At 65.8% G+C, this 15,602-nt stretch carries 15 protein-coding genes; 11 read left to right on the top strand and 4 right to left on the bottom strand.

Annotation, left to right across the window (positions count from 1 at the left end; translation table 11 throughout):
- Positions 1-45: 45 nt before the first annotated feature.
- The 7 genes from NE609_RS06870 (at position 46) to eno (ending at position 7,298) form a co-directional block, all read left to right on the top strand.
- Positions 46-828, top strand: a complete 783-nt coding sequence (locus NE609_RS06870) for a triose-phosphate isomerase (RefSeq protein ID WP_256152109.1) — start codon at positions 46-48, stop codon at positions 826-828.
- Positions 829-848: 20 nt separating this feature from the next.
- Positions 849-1,289 (top strand): RpiB/LacA/LacB family sugar-phosphate isomerase, encoded by a 441-nt coding sequence (locus tag NE609_RS06875; RefSeq protein WP_256152110.1) that lies wholly within the window; start codon positions 849-851, stop codon positions 1,287-1,289.
- Between the two features lie 41 nt (positions 1,290-1,330).
- A complete protein-coding gene (locus NE609_RS06880) occupies positions 1,331-2,896 on the top strand; it encodes an FGGY-family carbohydrate kinase (RefSeq protein ID WP_256152111.1) in 1,566 nt (521 codons plus the stop codon).
- Positions 2,886-3,827: a transketolase family protein gene (locus NE609_RS06885; RefSeq protein WP_243107451.1), complete on the top strand. Its 942-nt coding sequence runs from the start codon at positions 2,886-2,888 to the stop codon at positions 3,825-3,827. Before NE609_RS06880 ends, NE609_RS06885 begins: the two co-directional genes overlap by 11 nt.
- 5 nt (positions 3,828-3,832) lie before the next feature.
- Positions 3,833-4,651, top strand: coding sequence for a transketolase (locus NE609_RS06890; protein WP_256152112.1), 819 nt, complete (start codon positions 3,833-3,835; stop codon positions 4,649-4,651).
- A 191-nt stretch (positions 4,652-4,842) separates the two neighbouring features.
- Positions 4,843-5,721: a MurR/RpiR family transcriptional regulator gene (locus NE609_RS06895; protein WP_158595645.1), complete on the top strand. Its 879-nt coding sequence runs from the start codon at positions 4,843-4,845 to the stop codon at positions 5,719-5,721.
- A gap of 293 nt (positions 5,722-6,014) precedes the next feature.
- The gene (eno, locus tag NE609_RS06900) at positions 6,015-7,298 is read left to right on the top strand and encodes a phosphopyruvate hydratase (RefSeq protein ID WP_256152113.1); all 1,284 of its coding nucleotides are present in this window, start codon (positions 6,015-6,017) and stop codon (positions 7,296-7,298) included.
- A 96-nt stretch (positions 7,299-7,394) separates the two neighbouring features.
- On the opposite strand, the gene NE609_RS06905 is transcribed toward eno, so the two are convergent.
- Together NE609_RS06905 and NE609_RS06910 are read right to left on the bottom strand one after the other, a co-directional pair.
- Positions 7,395-8,621 carry a hypothetical protein gene (locus NE609_RS06905; protein WP_256152114.1) on the bottom strand — a complete coding sequence of 409 codons (1,227 nt, stop codon included), beginning with the start codon at positions 8,619-8,621 and terminating at the stop codon, positions 7,395-7,397.
- Between the two features lie 96 nt (positions 8,622-8,717).
- The gene (locus NE609_RS06910) at positions 8,718-9,833 is read right to left on the bottom strand and encodes an ethanolamine utilization protein EutH (RefSeq protein ID WP_256152115.1); all 1,116 of its coding nucleotides are present in this window, start codon (positions 9,831-9,833) and stop codon (positions 8,718-8,720) included.
- A gap of 525 nt (positions 9,834-10,358) precedes the next feature.
- Here NE609_RS06910 and NE609_RS06915 point away from each other — a divergent pair.
- From NE609_RS06915 to NE609_RS06930, 4 genes are read left to right on the top strand one after another with little or no spacing between them, the layout of a single operon-like run.
- Complete coding sequence (locus NE609_RS06915) at positions 10,359-11,054, top strand: DUF5058 family protein (protein ID WP_256152116.1); 696 nt, start codon at positions 10,359-10,361, stop codon at positions 11,052-11,054.
- Positions 11,055-11,064: 10 nt separating this feature from the next.
- Entirely contained in the window at positions 11,065-11,760 is a 696-nt protein-coding gene (locus NE609_RS06920) for a hypothetical protein (protein ID WP_256152117.1), read from the top strand.
- 30 nt (positions 11,761-11,790) lie between these two features.
- Positions 11,791-12,882 carry a M42 family metallopeptidase gene (locus NE609_RS06925; protein WP_256152118.1) on the top strand — a complete coding sequence of 364 codons (1,092 nt, stop codon included), beginning with the start codon at positions 11,791-11,793 and terminating at the stop codon, positions 12,880-12,882.
- Between the two features lie 59 nt (positions 12,883-12,941).
- Positions 12,942-13,391, top strand: a complete 450-nt coding sequence (locus NE609_RS06930) for a HutP family protein (protein WP_256152119.1) — start codon at positions 12,942-12,944, stop codon at positions 13,389-13,391.
- A gap of 60 nt (positions 13,392-13,451) precedes the next feature.
- Here the strand turns inward: NE609_RS06930 and NE609_RS06935 are convergent, their stop codons facing one another.
- Complete coding sequence (locus tag NE609_RS06935) at positions 13,452-14,567, bottom strand: ABC transporter ATP-binding protein (protein WP_256152120.1); 1,116 nt, start codon at positions 14,565-14,567, stop codon at positions 13,452-13,454.
- Positions 14,567-15,598 carry an iron ABC transporter permease gene (locus tag NE609_RS06940; protein ID WP_256152121.1) on the bottom strand — a complete coding sequence of 344 codons (1,032 nt, stop codon included), beginning with the start codon at positions 15,596-15,598 and terminating at the stop codon, positions 14,567-14,569. The genes NE609_RS06935 and NE609_RS06940 overlap by 1 nt, the downstream gene beginning before the upstream one ends.
- Positions 15,599-15,602 lie beyond the last annotated feature (4 nt).

The raw sequence follows: 15,602 nt of genomic DNA on the forward strand, positions 1-15,602 counted from the left end.
CGGGGCGGCGGACGTATCGGCCGCGTTTTGAAAGGAGTCGTCCCCATGCAGGACAGATTCTACTTCGGCACCAACACCAAAATGTTCAAGACCGCCGCGGAGACCGTGGATTACCTGCGCCGCCTCGAGGAGCTCACGCGCGGCATCCCGCCGGAGCGCGCGCAGCGCTTCGTGATCCCCTCCTACACCTCGCTTGGGCCGGCGCGGGCAGAGCTTGACCGCGCGGGCTCGGGAATCCTCCTCGGCGCCCAGAACATGGGCTGGGAGGAGCGCGGGCAGTATACCGGCGAGATCTCCCCGCTCATGCTGCGGGAGGCGGGCGCGCGGCTGGTGATGGTCGGGCACTCCGAACGGCGGCATACCTTCCGCGAGACGGACGCGGAGGAGGAAAAGAAGGTCCGCTGCGCGCTGGACCACGGCTTCCGCGTTCTTCTGTGTGTGGGGGAACAGCTGGAGGACCGGCGGTACGGCACCGGCGACGAGGTGCTGCGCGTCCAGCTGAAGATCGGGCTCCACCAGGTGCGCCCGGAGGAGGCGGACCGCGTGTGGGTCGCCTACGAGCCGGTCTGGGCCATCGGCGTGAACGGGATCCCGGCGGACGAGGGGTACGCGGGGGAAAAGCACCGCATGCTGCGCGGGACGATGGTGGAGCTCTTCGGGGAGGCGGGAAGCCGCGTCCCGCTGCTCTACGGCGGGAGCGTCAACCCGGAAAACGCCGTGGCGCTCAGCCGCTGCGAAGAGATCGACGGCCTGTTCATCGGCCGCAGCGCGTGGGACGCGGAGCGTTTCGCGGACATCATGCGCGCGGTCCTGGCGTCCGCCGCCTGAAAGGAAGAGGGAAGGATACGATGAAAATCGCGATTGGCTGCGACCCAAACGCGGCTGAACTGAAACAGGAGCTGAAGACCTTTATCTCGGGCCTGGGGCACGAGTGCGTGGATTTCGGCGGGGACGACCCCATCTACGCCAACACCGCCGTCCGCCTTGCGAAGGCGGTGGCGGCCGGCGAATGCGACCGGGGGGTGTTGATCTGCGGGACCGGCATCGGCGTGAGCATCGCCGCCAACAAGGTGAAGGGCGCCTATGCGGCGCTGGTGAACAACGTCTACCAGGCGCAGCGCGCGGAGCTGAGCAACCACGCGAACATCATCACCTTGGGCGCGCAGGTCACCGGCGCCGAGCTGGCGAAATGCCTCGTGGCGGCTTATCTCAAGGAGGAGTTCGACCCGCAGTCCCGGTCCGCGCCGAAGGTGCGGCGCATCTGCGAGTACGAAAACGGGATCGATTGACCCGTCCGGAGCGCGGCGGGAAGGAAAAGGGAGGCCCGAAAATGAACTATTTGATCGGAACGGACATCGGCACGTCGGGCACGAAATCCATCGTCATGGATACGAACGGCGCCCTGCTGGCCTCCTCGCTCGCCGAATACGGCGTGACGACGCCCCGGGCGCTCTGGGCCGAGCAGTGGCCGGAGGTGTGGGTGGAGGCGGTGAAGTCCACCATCCGCGACGCGGTGAAAAAGGCGGGGATTCCGCCGGAATCGGTCGGCGGCATCTGCGTCAGCGGACTCTACGGGGGCTCGGGCGTGCCGCTCGACGACGAGATGCGGCCGGTGCGGCCCTGCATGATCTGGATGGACCGCCGCGCGGACGACGTCAGCCGCATGGTGGAAGCGCGCGTCGGCTTCGACCGGCTCTACCGCATCACCCGCAACGGCCTCGACCCCTACTACGGCTACACGAAGATCCTCTGGATCAAGGAGCACGAGCCGGAGAACTGGGCCAGAATCCGGTGCTTTTTGCCGCCGAACGCCTACGCCATCTACCGGATGACGGGGGAGATCGCGATCGACTATTCCTCGGCGGGCAACCTGGGCGGCATCTTCGACATGGAGCGCCGCTGCTGGAGCGGCGAGCTGATGGAGGCGCTGGGCATCCCGCGCGCGATGATGCCGGACCGCGTCGTCGACTCCTCCGCCGTGGTGGGCGGGCTCACGCCGGAATGCGCGGCGGAGCTGGGCCTGCCGGCGGGCACGCCCGTGTGCGCGGGCGGCGTGGACTGCACGGTGGCCACGCTCGGCCTCGGCGTGACGAGGCCCGGGCAGCATGTGGCGGTCATCGGGACCTCGATGACCTGGGGCTTCGTGCACGGCGGCGGCGAAACCGGGCGGGAGCTCATCACCATGCCCTACGTGAAGGACGCGGCCGACCTGCTCTTCACCTTCGGCGGCGCGGCCACCGCCGGGGCGCTGACCCGCTGGTTCCGCGGCGCCTTCGCGGAGCTGGAGTACCGGGAGGAGCTTCAGGGCGGGAAAAACGCCTACGCGCGCCTCGATGAGGCCGCGGCGGAAATCCCGCCCGGCAGCGAGGGGCTGCTGGTGCTGCCCTACTTCATGGGGGAGCGCGCCCCCATCTGGGACGTCAACGCCCGCGGTGTGGTGTTCGGGCTCGACCTGCACCACACCAGGGCCCACCTGTTCCGGGCCTTTTTGGAGGCGGTGGCCTTTTCCCTCCGTCATTCGATGGAGGCCGCGCCGCAGGGCGGCGTGCTCGACGAGCGGCTGGTGCTGGCGGGCGGCGTGGCGAAATCGCCGCTCTGGCGGCAGATCATCGCGGACGTCACCGGCTTTCAGGTGGTGTGCCCCAAAAACGACGTGGAGGCCAACCTGGGGGACGTCGTCCTGGCGGGCGTTGGGACGGGCCTGCTGGACTATGCGGGCGTGGAAACGTGGAACGTGTTCGACGAGCCTGTCCTGCCGGACGCCGCGCGCCGAAAGGTATACGAGCGGTACTACCGGGAATACCTGGAGCTGTACCGCAGCCTAAAGCCGAACATGGAGCGGATGGCAACGGTCGTGAAGGAACTGAATGGTGGAGGGGACGAGCGTGGTAGGTAATTTCAGGGACGAATTGGGCAAGACCTTCGCCGCCGTGGGGGAGGCATTCCCGGAACTGTATGTGGTGACCGCCGACGTGTCCAAATCGACGCGCAGCAGGATGTTTGGGGAGCGCTGGCCCGACCGGTTTTATTCGGTGGGCATCGCGGAGGCGGACGCCGTGGGCATCGCGGCGGGCATCGCGTCCTTCGGCGGCCCGGTGATCTTCACCGCCTACGGCGTCTTCGCGACGGAAAAGCCGTTTGAGCAGATCCGCAACTGCCTCTGTTACCCCAACCTCAACGTCAAGATCGTGGCCACGCACGGCGGAATCAGCGTGGGCGAGGACGGCGCGACCCACCAGGCGATCGAGGACATCGCCATCATGCGCGCGCTGCCCAACATGAAGGTGCTCGTGGCGGCGGACCCGGGCGAGGTGCGGGGCGCGGTGTTCGCCGCGCTGCAAACGCCCGGGCCGGTATACGTCCGGCTCGGCCGGGGGGTGGGAGCCCCCCTCCACCTGGAGCCGGAAGCAGTCGACTTCCGGGTGGGTAAGGGCGAGGTCCTGCGGGACGGCTCGGACGTCACGCTCGCTGCGGTGGGCGTCATGGTGGAGCAGGCCCTGCGCGCCGCGGAGCTGCTGGAGGCGGAGGGCGTCTCGGCGGCGGTGATCAACCTGCGGAGCGTCAAGCCGATCGACCGGGAGCTGCTGTGGGAGTACGCGGACAGGACGGGGGCAATCGTCACCGCGGAGGACCACAACTGTTTCGGCGGCGTTTTCGGCGCCGTGGCCGAGACGGTGGCCAAACGCCGCCCCGTCCCCATGGAACAGGTGGCGCTTGAAGACACCTTCGGGGAATCGGGGAACGGCGCGCTGCTGCTCGAGAAATACGGGCTCACGGCGGAACGGATCGTTTCAAGGGCAAGGGCGGCCATTGCCCGGAAAGGATGAGGCGGATGAACGAGCAAGACAGGCAGGCGCTGGAGCGGCGGGCAAGGCAGCTGCGGCGCGACGTGCTGCAAATGACCTACGAGGCGCAGAGCGGGCATCCCGGCGGCTCCTGCTCGCTGGCCGACCTGATGGCGTACCTCTATTTTTACCGGCTCCGTTACGACACGGCCTCACCGAAATCCCCCTCCCGCGACCGGCTGGTCCTCTCCAAGGGGCACGCCGCGCCCGTCCTGTACGCCGCGCTGGGGGAGAGCGGCTTCTTCCCGAAGGAGGAGTTCCGCCGCCTGCGCAAAATCGGCAGCCTGCTGCAGGGTCACCCCTGCATCGCGATTCCCGGCGTGGACGCCACCACCGGCTCGCTCGGCCTGGGGCTTTCGCTGGGGACCGGCATGGCGATCGCCGCGAAGCGCCGGCAGCCCGGCGTCAGGGTCCATGTGATCCTGGGCGACGGGGAGCTCGACGAGGGACAGGTCTGGGAGGCCGCCATGGCGGCCCCGCGGTTCGCGCTCGACAACCTCGTTGCGATCATCGACCGCAACCGCTACCAGAACGACGGCGCCACCGAGGAGATCCTCCCGCTGGAGCCGCTGGCGGACAAATGGCGGGCGTTCCGCTGGAACGTGATCGAGATCGACGGGCACAACTTCGACGAGATCGACGAGGCGTTCTGCCGCGCCGACCGCACAAAGGGCGCGCCCACCCTCATCCTCGCGCACACGGTCAAGGGGAAGGGCGCCTCCTACCTGCTCGACCAGCCCCAGCTGCACTACACGCCTCCCACGGCGGAGCAGCTCGCCGGCGCGCTGAGGGAACTGGCGGATTAGGACGGAAAGGAACGCCCGGACAACCGGCGCGGCCCGTTTCCGGGATGGAAAAATGAGTTTTTTGTTGACCGCGTATCAAAAAGAAGTATAATAATGGGTAGAATTGCCTGTCGGTTTACGTTGCGCAGGCAAAACCGTGCGCCGCGTTTCGTCTCGCGGGAAAGGGGGATCGGTTGGGAATGCCGCAAGAGATGGATAGTTTCAGCATCCTGAAAACAAAGCTGCAGTTGATCCTTCCCTCGCTTCCCCGAAGTGAAAAGGCCGCAGCCACCTATCTGATCGAAAACCTGCACCGCATCGGGTCGTTGAACCTGAACACGATTTCCGCTGAAATCGACGCGAGCAGCGCCACGATCATCCGCCTGTGCAAGCACATGGGCTACAAGGGCTTTTTGGATTTCCGCAACAGCGTCCGGATGGCCGAGCGGCAGCCGGACGACCCCGGCTTCGCCACCCCGGTGGAGCAGGTCTCCGCGCGGGAGCTGATGCGTTCGGTGATCGACAAGAACAACGAGACGATGCTCAACACCCTCGCGCTGATCTCCGACCAGTATGAGCCCGCGGCGTACGCCCTGCGGAAGGCGAACATCATCATCATGTTCGGCAACGGCGACGCGATCATCCCCTGCCAGTTGATCAGCCTGAAGCTCATGAAGATCGGTAAGGCCTGCGTGGTGCTCAACGACCAGGACATGCAGGTGTTCTGCGCCTCCTCGATGCGGTTCGGGGACGTCGCGCTCGCGGTCTCCCACACCGGCCGGTCGAAGTCGGTCGTGGAGGCCATGCGCATCGCCCGCGAACGCGGCGCCATCACGATCGGCGTCACGGCGGCGGCCAAATCCCCCCTGCTGAAGCACTGCTCCTACGCGCTGCTGACCGGCACGGTCGACGACACCACCGCCGGGGACATCATCTCCCGGCGCATCGCCGAGCAGACGGTTTTGGAGACGCTCTACCTCTGCACCGTCGACAACAACGAGAAGGACATCGAGGAAGTGAAAAAGCAGGGCGCGAAGGTCATCGAGCAGATGACGAAGCTGTCGAACGAGGACAGCGAGGTGAAAGTCTGACAAGGCCGCGGGGCGGGTTTCCAACGGAAACCCGCCCCGTTTTTTTTGGCGCGGACCGGTCCGCCCCGGGGGAGGACGGGAATAATCCGGCAGGAAAACGGGAATAATCCGGGAGTGGCGGAGTTGTAAACTTTTTTGGACGCGCCCCCGCGCCCTTGACAATCCTCTACCGAAGAGGTATAATTTTAATGAAAAGGTTAGCTATAGCTAACCAAATGGGGCGAATGACGCCGCACACCCCGCCGCTTTTCATTTTTACGACACGCACCTGAAATGTGAGAGGAGTCTTCTTTATGAAAACCATCGGTTCGATCATTTGCGATATCCACGGACGGGAGATCATCGACTCGCGCGGGAACCCCACCGTGGAGGCGGTCGTAACGCTGGAGGACGGCAGCGCGGGCACCGCCGCGGTCCCCAGCGGCGCCTCCACCGGACAGTTCGAGGCGCTGGAGCTGCGCGATGGGGACGCGTCCCGCTTCGGCGGCAAGGGCGTGCGGAAAGCCGTCGGCAGCGTCAACAACGAGATCCGCGCGGCGCTCACCGGCATGGACGCCGCCCGCACCGCCGAGATCGACGCGGCGATGCTGGCGCTCGACGGCACCAGGGAAAAATCCCGCCTCGGCGCGAACGCCATTCTGGCCGTTTCGCTGGCCTGCGCGCACGCGGCCGCGAACAGCCTGGGACTGCCGCTCTACCGGTTTTTGGGCGGCGTCGCCGCCGACACGCTGCCGGTCCCGATGATGAACATCCTGAACGGCGGCGCCCACGCGGCCAACAGCATCGACGTGCAGGAATTCATGATCATGCCGGTCGGCGCGCCGGATTTCCGGGAGGGGCTGCGCTGGTGCACCGAGGTGTTCCACAAGCTGGCCGCCATCCTCAAGGCGGAGGGCCACTCCACCGCGGTGGGCGACGAGGGCGGCTACGCGCCCAACCTCGAGAGCGACGAGGAGGCGATCCGCTACCTGCTCCGCGCGATCGAAGAGGCCGGGTACCGTCCGGGCGGCGATTTCGTCCTCGCCATGGACGCCGCGTCCAGCGAATGGAAGAGCGAAAACGGCTACTTCCTCCCCAAGAGCCGGAAGCGGTTCACCACCGACGAGCTGATCGCCCACTGGAAATCCCTCGTTGACAAATACCCCATCCGCTCGATCGAGGACGCGCTCGACGAGGAGGACTGGGAGGGCTGGCGGAAGCTCACCGCCGAGCTGGGCGACAGGGTGCAGCTTGTGGGCGACGACTTCTTCGTCACCAACACCGAGCGCCTCCAAAAGGGGATCGACCGCCGCTGCGCCAACTCGATCCTCATCAAGCTCAACCAGATCGGCTCCCTCACCGAGACGATCGACGCCATCAAGCTGGCCAAGCGGGCGGGCTACACCGCGATCGTCTCCCACCGCTCGGGCGAGACGGAGGACACCACGATCGCCGACCTCGCGGTCGCGCTGAACGCGGGCCAGATTAAGACCGGCGCGCCCAGCCGTACCGAACGCGTGGCGAAATACAACCGCCTGCTGCGCATCGAGGAGGAGCTGGGCGGCGCGGCCCGCTACCCCGGCCCCGGCTGCTTCTGAGCGGCAGGGAGCGGGCGGGCCCGAAACCGGCCTCCTGACGTTTCAAAAGCCGCCGCCCGAAAGGGCGGCGGCTTTTTTGAGGGCGTGCGCCGTGGTTCACCAGCCGGACTCCAGGATGGAAACGTTTTGCAGCCCGATCCGCCCGGAATATTCCCCGTCGGTATAGACGACGTCGGCGGTGAGCGGAAAGGTCACGGCGGAGGCGGGATAGGGGTAGTCCTTGCAGTAGGCGACAAGATCCGCCCGCAGGACGATGCGGCCGTCGTCCTGGAATTCGTACCGCATCAGCTCCCCCATGATGAGTCCGTAGCGCACCGTCTCATTCAGCTCGGGGAGCTCGGGGAGCGGCTGCGTGACCGTTTGATCCCGGTAGGAGAGGCTGAGGGAGCGCGCGCCGGGATCGCACCGGAGGGAGAGCTCGTCCTTCAGCAGGTCGTCGAAGTCGTCCGGGTCGAAGACGGACGTCCCGCAGACCACGCCCGAATCGGGATTGTACTCCACCACGTAGAGGGAGCCGGCGGAGATGTAGGTGAGCCCGACCCCGGTGACCCATGTGTGGGTGATGACAATCTCCTCCCCGCCGTCGGAATCGGCGTCCATGACCCGCATCTCCGGCAGGCCCATGCGCGGGGAGAGGCCCGGCCAGTCGGGATAGAGCTTACTGGTCCCCCTGATGTTCAGCAGCATCCCGAACGGATAGGCGTGATAGAGGTAGACCTCTTTTTCCGGTACGCCTGCGAGGAGCAGCAGCGGATATTCCTCGGACCACGCCGACATGGCCCCGTCGCCGGGCCATTCCCCCGGCGCGTTCAGCGAATAGCGGTACCCGGACAGGGCCTCGGTCAGGGAGGCCTCGTCGACCGTATAGGGGCAGTCGACGCCCGTTTCCCCGAGGAGCGCGTGGAACCGCAGCGCCTCGCCCCGCAGGAAATCCCCGATGGCGGCGAACTGGTTGGCGGTGCTTTCCCCCTCGCCGGTCGCCATCAGCTTCATGCGGGCCTGCGTGAGAATATAGTCCCGGTCGAAGTCGATGTACAGGTAGAGGTTCGGGTCGATCTGTGAAAAGACCTCCTCCAGCTCCCAGTACCACTGGCGGGCGTAGAGATAGGCCATCGTTTCGCTTTCGGCCTCCTCCTCCCCGAGGACCTCCCGCATGTGCGCGAAGGCCCCGTCGATGGGGTTTTCCTCCGCGCCGCCGTGTGGCGTCTCCTCCCCGGCGCCTGAAGACGCGGAGGGAGCGTCCGGTTCCGCCTGTGCCGCGCAGCCCGCGCCGCAGACGGCCAGCGAAAGGATGAGAATACCCGCCAGAAGAATCCGTTTCACCTGTTTTGCCCTCCGTCCGTCAAGATTCCGACACCCTCTATAACAGGGGCGCCGCACGGAAAGGGACAGCGGGGAAGCGGATTTTTTCCGGTCCGGTCAAACCGGCCCGGCTCCGGAGAGCTCCCCGGCCGCCGACTCCGCCGGTTCGCGGAAAAAGACGCGGACCGCGAGGATCGCGCAGAAGCCTCCGGCGAGCTTGGCAATGATCATCGGGGCGATCATATGGGGGGTCGTGCCCGCCGTGAAGCCGAGATAGTCCCCGAACACCGCGCCCGCGTTGACGCCAAACGCCATCGCCATGACCTTGCCGCGGCGGTCCATCGACCGGACCATCGGCAGGACGGGCAGCAGGTTGGCGAACATCGCTACGATGCCCGCGCAGGCCGCCGCGTTGACGCCGAGCGCCCTTCCGATCCTGCCGAGCGGACGGCAAAACGCCCGGTTGATGACCGCGACCATCGGGTAGGCGCCGGCGAGCACGATGCCGATCGAGCCAACGATGAGGATGCCCTCCCCGGCAGGAGCCATGCCGGGCAGCAGCTCCACCGAGGTCATCTGCTGGAAGGCGGCGAGGGCGAACATCGCCGTCGCCAGGATGATGACTCCGCGGCTGAAGAGGAGGAAGCCCCGGACCATCTTGCGGGGGAACCGCCACAGCCCCAGGACCAGAAAGGCGGAGAGCAGCAGGATGGGGAAGAGGTTGCGCAACAGCATGACGGCCCCGAACCCGGCGGCGAGCCCGCCGCAGAAGCATCCGACCGGGATTGTAATGATGCCGGCCATGATGCCGGTCGAGCAGTCGGCGAGGTCCTCCTCCCGGACGAAGCCCAGAATGACCGGGATGGCGAAGCAGAGGTCGCCCCCCAGCATCGCGCCGACGATGATCCCCGCGAAATCGGCGGCCTGCGGGTCCAGCGCCATCGTCCGCGCCAGCGGGTAGCCGCCCATGTCGCTCGAGAGGATGGTGCCCGCGAACATGGCCGGGTCGGCGCCGAGGGCCTGGTAGACGGGTCCGACGAGCGGGGCGAGCAGACTGCCGATCACGGGTGCGGCGGCGATGAAGCCCACCATGGGTACCATGAGCCCGCCCATCGCCGAAATGCCCTCGTCGAACGCCTTCCCGAGCCCGAACCGGCCGTCCAGGCAGCGGTCGGCGGCCCCAAGCAGCATGAAGCCCGCCATTATCCACACGATCACCTGATTGACACCCATGCGTCCGCCTCCGGTCGTCTGATAAAATACCCCAAAGACGCAAAAAGGACGCAGTGATCACCCCTACGGGTATCACCGCGTCACTCAACACTCTATGTGGGGCCGCCGGCGGCGGGACTCGTCACTCGTCGCCCGGACCTCCGGGGACCCGCCGCGAAAGAGGAAAATGAACTGCTGTCTGCATCATATCCGAAAACGGAGCGGATGTCAATTGGGCGGGAAAAGATGTTTGTGAGAATCCCCAAAATCGCTATAAAATGTTTAGAAATTGCTACAAAATGCACAGAAATGATTGAAATCCTGCAAGAAACGTGATAGAAATAGAGTAAGGCGTACAGACGCCGGGGGAACCAGCGGATTTTGAGAAGATGTTTTGAGGGCGTTCCCCCACCAGCGATCCTCCCCGGAAAAAGTGAATGACGTTTCGTGAAGAGTGTAGACGGCCCGACCCGTTTGGTCAGGCCTTTACACTCTTTTTTTGCGTCTTCGGGGAAAAAAAGAAAACATAGAAACAGGAGGGAAATCATGGTCGATTATCTGAAAATTGCAAACAGCTGGCCGGTCTGGTTATGCGCCTTTATCGGCGTGGGATGCGTGTTGGTCCAGTCGGTCATCTACACCAGGCTGGCCTACAAGAACGCGCCGGCCGCCGGTCTCACCAGCGCACAGTGCAGCCGGGGTCTGAAAAGCGGGCTTATCAGCGCCATCGGCCCCTCGATCTCGGTATTCGTCGTCGTCTTCAGCATGGTGGCGATCGTCGGCGGCCCGATCAGCTGGATGCGGCTCTCGATGATCGGCGGGTCGGGCACCGAGCTGACCGCCGCCACGATCGGCGCGAACGCGGTGGGCGCGGCGATTGGGTCGGAGTCCTACGACATCTACGCGATGGCCGCCTCCTGGTGGACGATGGCGGTCAACGGGTGCGGCTGGTTGCTCATGGTGGCGCTCTTCACCCACCGGATGGAAAAGGTGCGCGCCAGAATCGGCGGCGGGGACCCGCGCTGGCTCTCCCTGCTGACGGCGGCCGCGACGCTGGGGCTCTTCGGGTACATGGCCGCGCCCTACGTCCTCAAGCTGCACGGCTCGATGGTCGCGGCGCTGCTCGGCTTCGGCTCGATGCTCGGATTCATGAAGCTCTCGCAGAAGCAAACCTGGCTGAAGGAATACGCACTCGGGTTCGCCATCATCGTCGGGATGATCGGCGGGGCCGTCGTCGGATAAGGAGGAAAGCATGAACGAGACCACAAATGCCGCGGCGCTGTCCGCCGACGAACAGTTCCTCAGGGGTTGGACCCGCCCCTCCATCCGGGTCGGCATTATCACCGTCGTCGCAACAATGATCGCCAGCTTCCTGCCGAACCTCTACCTCTATCTGGCCTACGGGGTGTTCCCCTCGTGGCACCACGCGCTGGCGGCGTGGGGACAGGTAGCCCTCGCGTTCGGCGCCTTTTACGTTGTCGAGCCGATGTCCTACTACCCCATCTTCGGCATGACGGGTACCTACATCGGCGTGCTGTCAGGCAACATCGCCAACGTCCGGCTGCCCGCGGCGGCGACCGCGCAGGAGGTCGTAGGCGTCGAGAACGGCACGAAGAAGGGGGAACTCATCTCCACACTGGGCATCTGCGGCTCGGTCATCACCAACCTCGTCTTCCTGACGATCGCCGTGGTGCTCGGGGATTCCATCCTGGGGCTGCTGCCGGGATTCATCCGCAACGCCCTTTCCAACTTCATCCTGCCCTCCCTCTTCGGGGCTATGTATGGGCAGTTCGCCTATAAAAACCCGAAGATTGCCCTTTACGCCATGCCACTCTCCCTGCTCTTCCTCGGGCTCACCGGCATCCCGGCGTGGGGCGTCATCATTATTGCGGTGTTCGGGAACATCCTGATCACCTACCTGCTTTACAAACGCAAGCTGATCCAGTGAAAATTACAGTGTGAAAGGAACGAACAGGCCATGAAAGAACTGCTCCGTGAGCGGATCAAGGAGCTGACGTCGATCATCGGCGTCAGCGGGCACGAATGGGACGTTGCGCGCGCCGTCAAGCGCGCGCTCGAGGGCGTGGTCGATTCGATCGAGGTCCGCCCGAACGGCATCCTCATCGCGGCGAAGAAGGGCGCGCGCCCCGGCCCGCGCGTTATGATCTCCGCACATATGGACGAGGTCGGGTACATCGTCAAGGCGGTCAGCCCTGAGGGGTTCCTCTTCTTCGACAAGATCGGCGGCGCGACCGAGGGGTGCCTGCCCGGGCGGCGGGTGCTCGTGAAGGGGGAAAAGGGGGTTGTGCCCGGCATCGTCGGAGTGCGCGCGGGCCACCTGCTGACCCCGGAGGAGATGGCGAGACCCCAGACGGTGCGCCAGTCCTACGTCGACATCTGCGTCTCCTCCCGCGAGGAGGCCACGGTGCTGGGCATCCGCACCGGGGCGCAGATCGTCCCCGACAGCCCCTGCACCGAGATGCGCGACCCCGATTACCTCTGTACCCGCGCGGCCGACTGCCGCGCCCTCTGCGCCATCCTCGTGGAGACGATGCTGAAACTGCGCGCGGAGGACCTCTGCGGCGAGGTGTACGCGGTCTTCAACATCCTCGAGGAGAGCACGGTTTCGGCGGCGGCCGCCGCCGTGGCCTATCTGAAGCCGGAGTACAGCCTCTTCCTCGACACGATCCCCTGCGGGGACGTGCCCGACTGCGACTATGCTCGGGAGCTTCCCATCGCGCTGGGCAAGGGGCCGGTCATCGTCCTCAGCCAGCAGTGGGCCAACTGCTGCCGCTGCGTGGCCAGCCATCCCCGGCTGATCGAGGCGCTGCGGGCGTGCGCGGAGGAGACGGGCGCGCACTGGCAGGAATTTGCCTTTAACGGCGCGGGCTACATCACCGACGCGGTCGGCGCGGTCTTTGCGGGGGAGGGGACGGCGGTCGCGACTTTCGCGGTGCCGAGAAGGTACTCTCACTCCCCGGTAGAGTTGCTCCACCTGGACGACGTGGTGGACGCGCAGAAGGTGGTCGAGGCGTTTTTGAAGCGGGAGATCGACCTCGATATGATGTGAACCCGGTGGGTGACAGGGCGCGCCGGATATGTTAAACTGGAAAAAAGGAGGCGGTCCGTGTGGATGACAAAAGGCTGCTGGGTGCTGTGATCGGAAGGAACCTGGAGCCCGTCAAGGCGGCGGTGCTGCTCGCCATGACCGACACGCGGGAGGACGAGGAGATCCTCAAGCAGGTGTTCGCGGAGTACGGACTCCGGAGCGTGGTCACCGCCGCGACGGGCAGCAATACGATCATCCGTCCGAAGCTGGTGAATTCGATCATCGGGGCCTGCCTCAATTCCGGCCTGATCGAGAAAAAGCCGACGCACGTCCATCCGCTGGTCCACGCGATCCAAGAGGCGAGCTACAGCGCGAAGATCGAGACCGACGTGAGCCAGAACTGCCAGCTCAAGATCGCCGTCGTGCGCCGGGACCCGTGGATCAGTATTGGGATCTACGGTAACATCGCGATCCACGAGATATCCAACCACAAGACGGTCGGATCGGGGAACCAGGTCATCGCCCCCTGACGGGGCTTTTCCATAAAAACGGCGGGCTTGCGTAAGCATGCCCGCCGTCTTGCGCCGTCCTCAAATCAGATCCGCGCCCGTCACCGTCTCCAGCCCCATCGCGAGGGCCTGTTCGTACAGCTCCCGGTTCTTCCGGTTCATTTCGCCGTAGCCCGTGAGGCAGTTGACCACCCTGCCGCAGGCCTCCATCCGCCGCAGCGCACGGCCGTAGGCGTCCGCGCCGATCGGCTCGAAGGCTCTTTCCGTGATCACCTCGCCCGCGAGGTCGCGGGCGAGGTGGCAGTCGGCGTCGTTTTCGTGCAGGATGCCGGCGGCGAAGGGGACCCCCTTCTTTTGCAGCGCGCGGAAGACGGGGATGCCCGTCCCGCCGCCCGCGATGACGAAGAGCTCCGGCTCGCCCGCCGGGCGGGCCATCTCGAAGCTCCCGAAGAGGGGGTTGTAGCTTCCGCCCGCGAGCCCGTACAGCCCGGCGATCAGCTCCCGGTTGAAGATCTCCTGCGGGGGGCCGATATGCGTGACCGTCTCCCCCTTGACGCACATGACCAGGTCGGAAACCTTCTGCGCGAGGTCGAGCTCGTGGAGCGACATGATCACGGTGATCCGCCGCTCCTTCGCCAGCTTCCGCAGGATGCCGAGCAGCTCGAGCTTGTAGCGCACGTCGAGGAAGGCCGTCGGCTCGTCGAGCACGATGACCCGGGGCTGCTGGCAGATTGCCCGCGCGAGCAGGACCCGCTGCTTCTGGCCGTCGCTGATCTCGGTGAAATCCTGCTCCCGCAGCGCCCAGACGTCCACCAGCTCCATGGCCTCGCGCACCAGGCGGCGGTCCTCCTCCGAAAGGATGCCCAGCATGCCCGTGTAGGGGTACCGCCCCGTCGCGGCGACCTCCCCGCAGGTCATCAGCTCGGTGCGGGGCTTTTCGGTGAGCACGACCGACACCAGGCGGGAGAGGTCGCCGCCGGTCATGCCGCCGACCGCGCGGCTTTCGAGGTAGACGGCCCCGCAGAGGGGCTTCAGGTAGTTTGTAATGCTCTTCAGAACGGTCGACTTGCCCGAGCCGTTCGGCCCGATCAGCGTGAGGATCCGCCCCCGGTCCAGCCGGATCTCGATGTCCCGGATGAGCGGGACGCCGTTATAGCCGACCGTCAGCCGTTCGGTCCGGAAGAAGGGCTCCGCCATCAGACTTTCACCTTCTTCCTCAGCATGATTCCGATCACGACGGGCGCGCCGACCACGGCGGTCACCGAGCTGATGCTCAGCTCCATGGGCGCGAAAAGGGTCCGCGCCGCCAGATCGCACCCCAGGCAGAAGATCGCGCCGCCCAAAAAGCAGACGGGGACGACGAGCAGGGGCCGGGAGGTCTTTAAAAACGACCGCACCAGATGCGGCACGGCGATCCCCACAAAGGAGATCGGCCCGGCGAAGGCGGTGACGCAGGCGCTCAGCACGCTCGAGAGCAGCACCAGCACGACGCGGAACGCCCGGATATTCACCCCCATGTTCTGCGCGTAGCTTTCGCCCAGCTGGTAGGCGCCGATCGGCTTGGAGAGCAGAAAAACGGCGGCCGAGGCGGCCAGCACGACGACCGCCATCACCCGCACGTCCTCCCACGAAGCGCCGGAAAAGCTGCCGCGGGACCAGTTGTGGAGGTTCACGATGCTGGCGTCGTCGGCGAAGGCGACGATGAAGTCGGTGACCGCCGAGCAGATGTAGCCGATCATGACCCCGCTGACGATGAGCATCGACGACCGCCGGACCGCCCGCGCCATGAGCAGGACGAACCCCATCGAGAGCATCGCGCCCGCGAAGGCGGCGGCGATCATGGCGGCGGAGCCGACCGAGCGGTAGCGGCTGAGCGCCAGCACCATAAGGATGGCGACCGTCAGCTTGGCGCCGGACGAGATCCCCAGCACATAGGGGCCGGCGATCGGATTGTTGAAGAAGGTCTGTAACAGGAACCCCGACAGCGAGAGCGCGCCGCCGAGCAGGACGCCCGCCGCGGCGCGGGGCAGCCGCACCTTCCAGATGATGCCGCGCGCCGTCTCTCCCCCCTCCCCGCGAAAGAGGATGCCGAGGATCTCCCGCACCCCCACGGACACGCTGCCGACGCCGATGTTCAGCAGCGCGAGCGCGACGAAGAAGGCGGCGAAAGCCGCGAGCACGACGCAGTACCGCAGGCGCCGCCGGGCCGTTTCCTCTCTCATTTCCATCCTC

The sequence above is a fragment of the Anaerotruncus sp. DFI.9.16 genome (genome assembly GCF_024461615.1).
Taxonomy (GTDB): Bacteria; Bacillota; Clostridia; order Oscillospirales; family Ruminococcaceae; genus Anaerotruncus; species Anaerotruncus massiliensis.

Excerpts from the sequence above, each read along its gene's own strand:
- NE609_RS06870 (WP_256152109.1), top strand. The coding sequence starts at position 46 with ATGCAGGACAGATTCTACTTCGGCACCAACACCAAAATGTTCAAGACC.
- NE609_RS06875 (WP_256152110.1), top strand. The coding sequence starts at position 849 with ATGAAAATCGCGATTGGCTGCGACCCAAACGCGGCTGAACTGAAACAG.
- NE609_RS06880 (WP_256152111.1), top strand. The coding sequence starts at position 1,331 with ATGAACTATTTGATCGGAACGGACATCGGCACGTCGGGCACGAAATCC.
- NE609_RS06890 (WP_256152112.1), top strand. The coding sequence starts at position 3,833 with ATGAACGAGCAAGACAGGCAGGCGCTGGAGCGGCGGGCAAGGCAGCTG.
- NE609_RS06895 (WP_158595645.1), top strand. The coding sequence starts at position 4,843 with ATGGATAGTTTCAGCATCCTGAAAACAAAGCTGCAGTTGATCCTTCCC.
- eno (WP_256152113.1), top strand. The coding sequence starts at position 6,015 with ATGAAAACCATCGGTTCGATCATTTGCGATATCCACGGACGGGAGATC.
- NE609_RS06910 (WP_256152115.1), bottom strand. The coding sequence starts at position 9,833 with ATGGGTGTCAATCAGGTGATCGTGTGGATAATGGCGGGCTTCATGCTG.
- NE609_RS06915 (WP_256152116.1), top strand. The coding sequence starts at position 10,359 with ATGGTCGATTATCTGAAAATTGCAAACAGCTGGCCGGTCTGGTTATGC.
- NE609_RS06920 (WP_256152117.1), top strand. The coding sequence starts at position 11,065 with ATGAACGAGACCACAAATGCCGCGGCGCTGTCCGCCGACGAACAGTTC.
- NE609_RS06925 (WP_256152118.1), top strand. The coding sequence starts at position 11,791 with ATGAAAGAACTGCTCCGTGAGCGGATCAAGGAGCTGACGTCGATCATC.
- NE609_RS06935 (WP_256152120.1), bottom strand. The coding sequence starts at position 14,567 with ATGGCGGAGCCCTTCTTCCGGACCGAACGGCTGACGGTCGGCTATAAC.
- NE609_RS06940 (WP_256152121.1), bottom strand. The coding sequence starts at position 15,598 with ATGGAAATGAGAGAGGAAACGGCCCGGCGGCGCCTGCGGTACTGCGTC.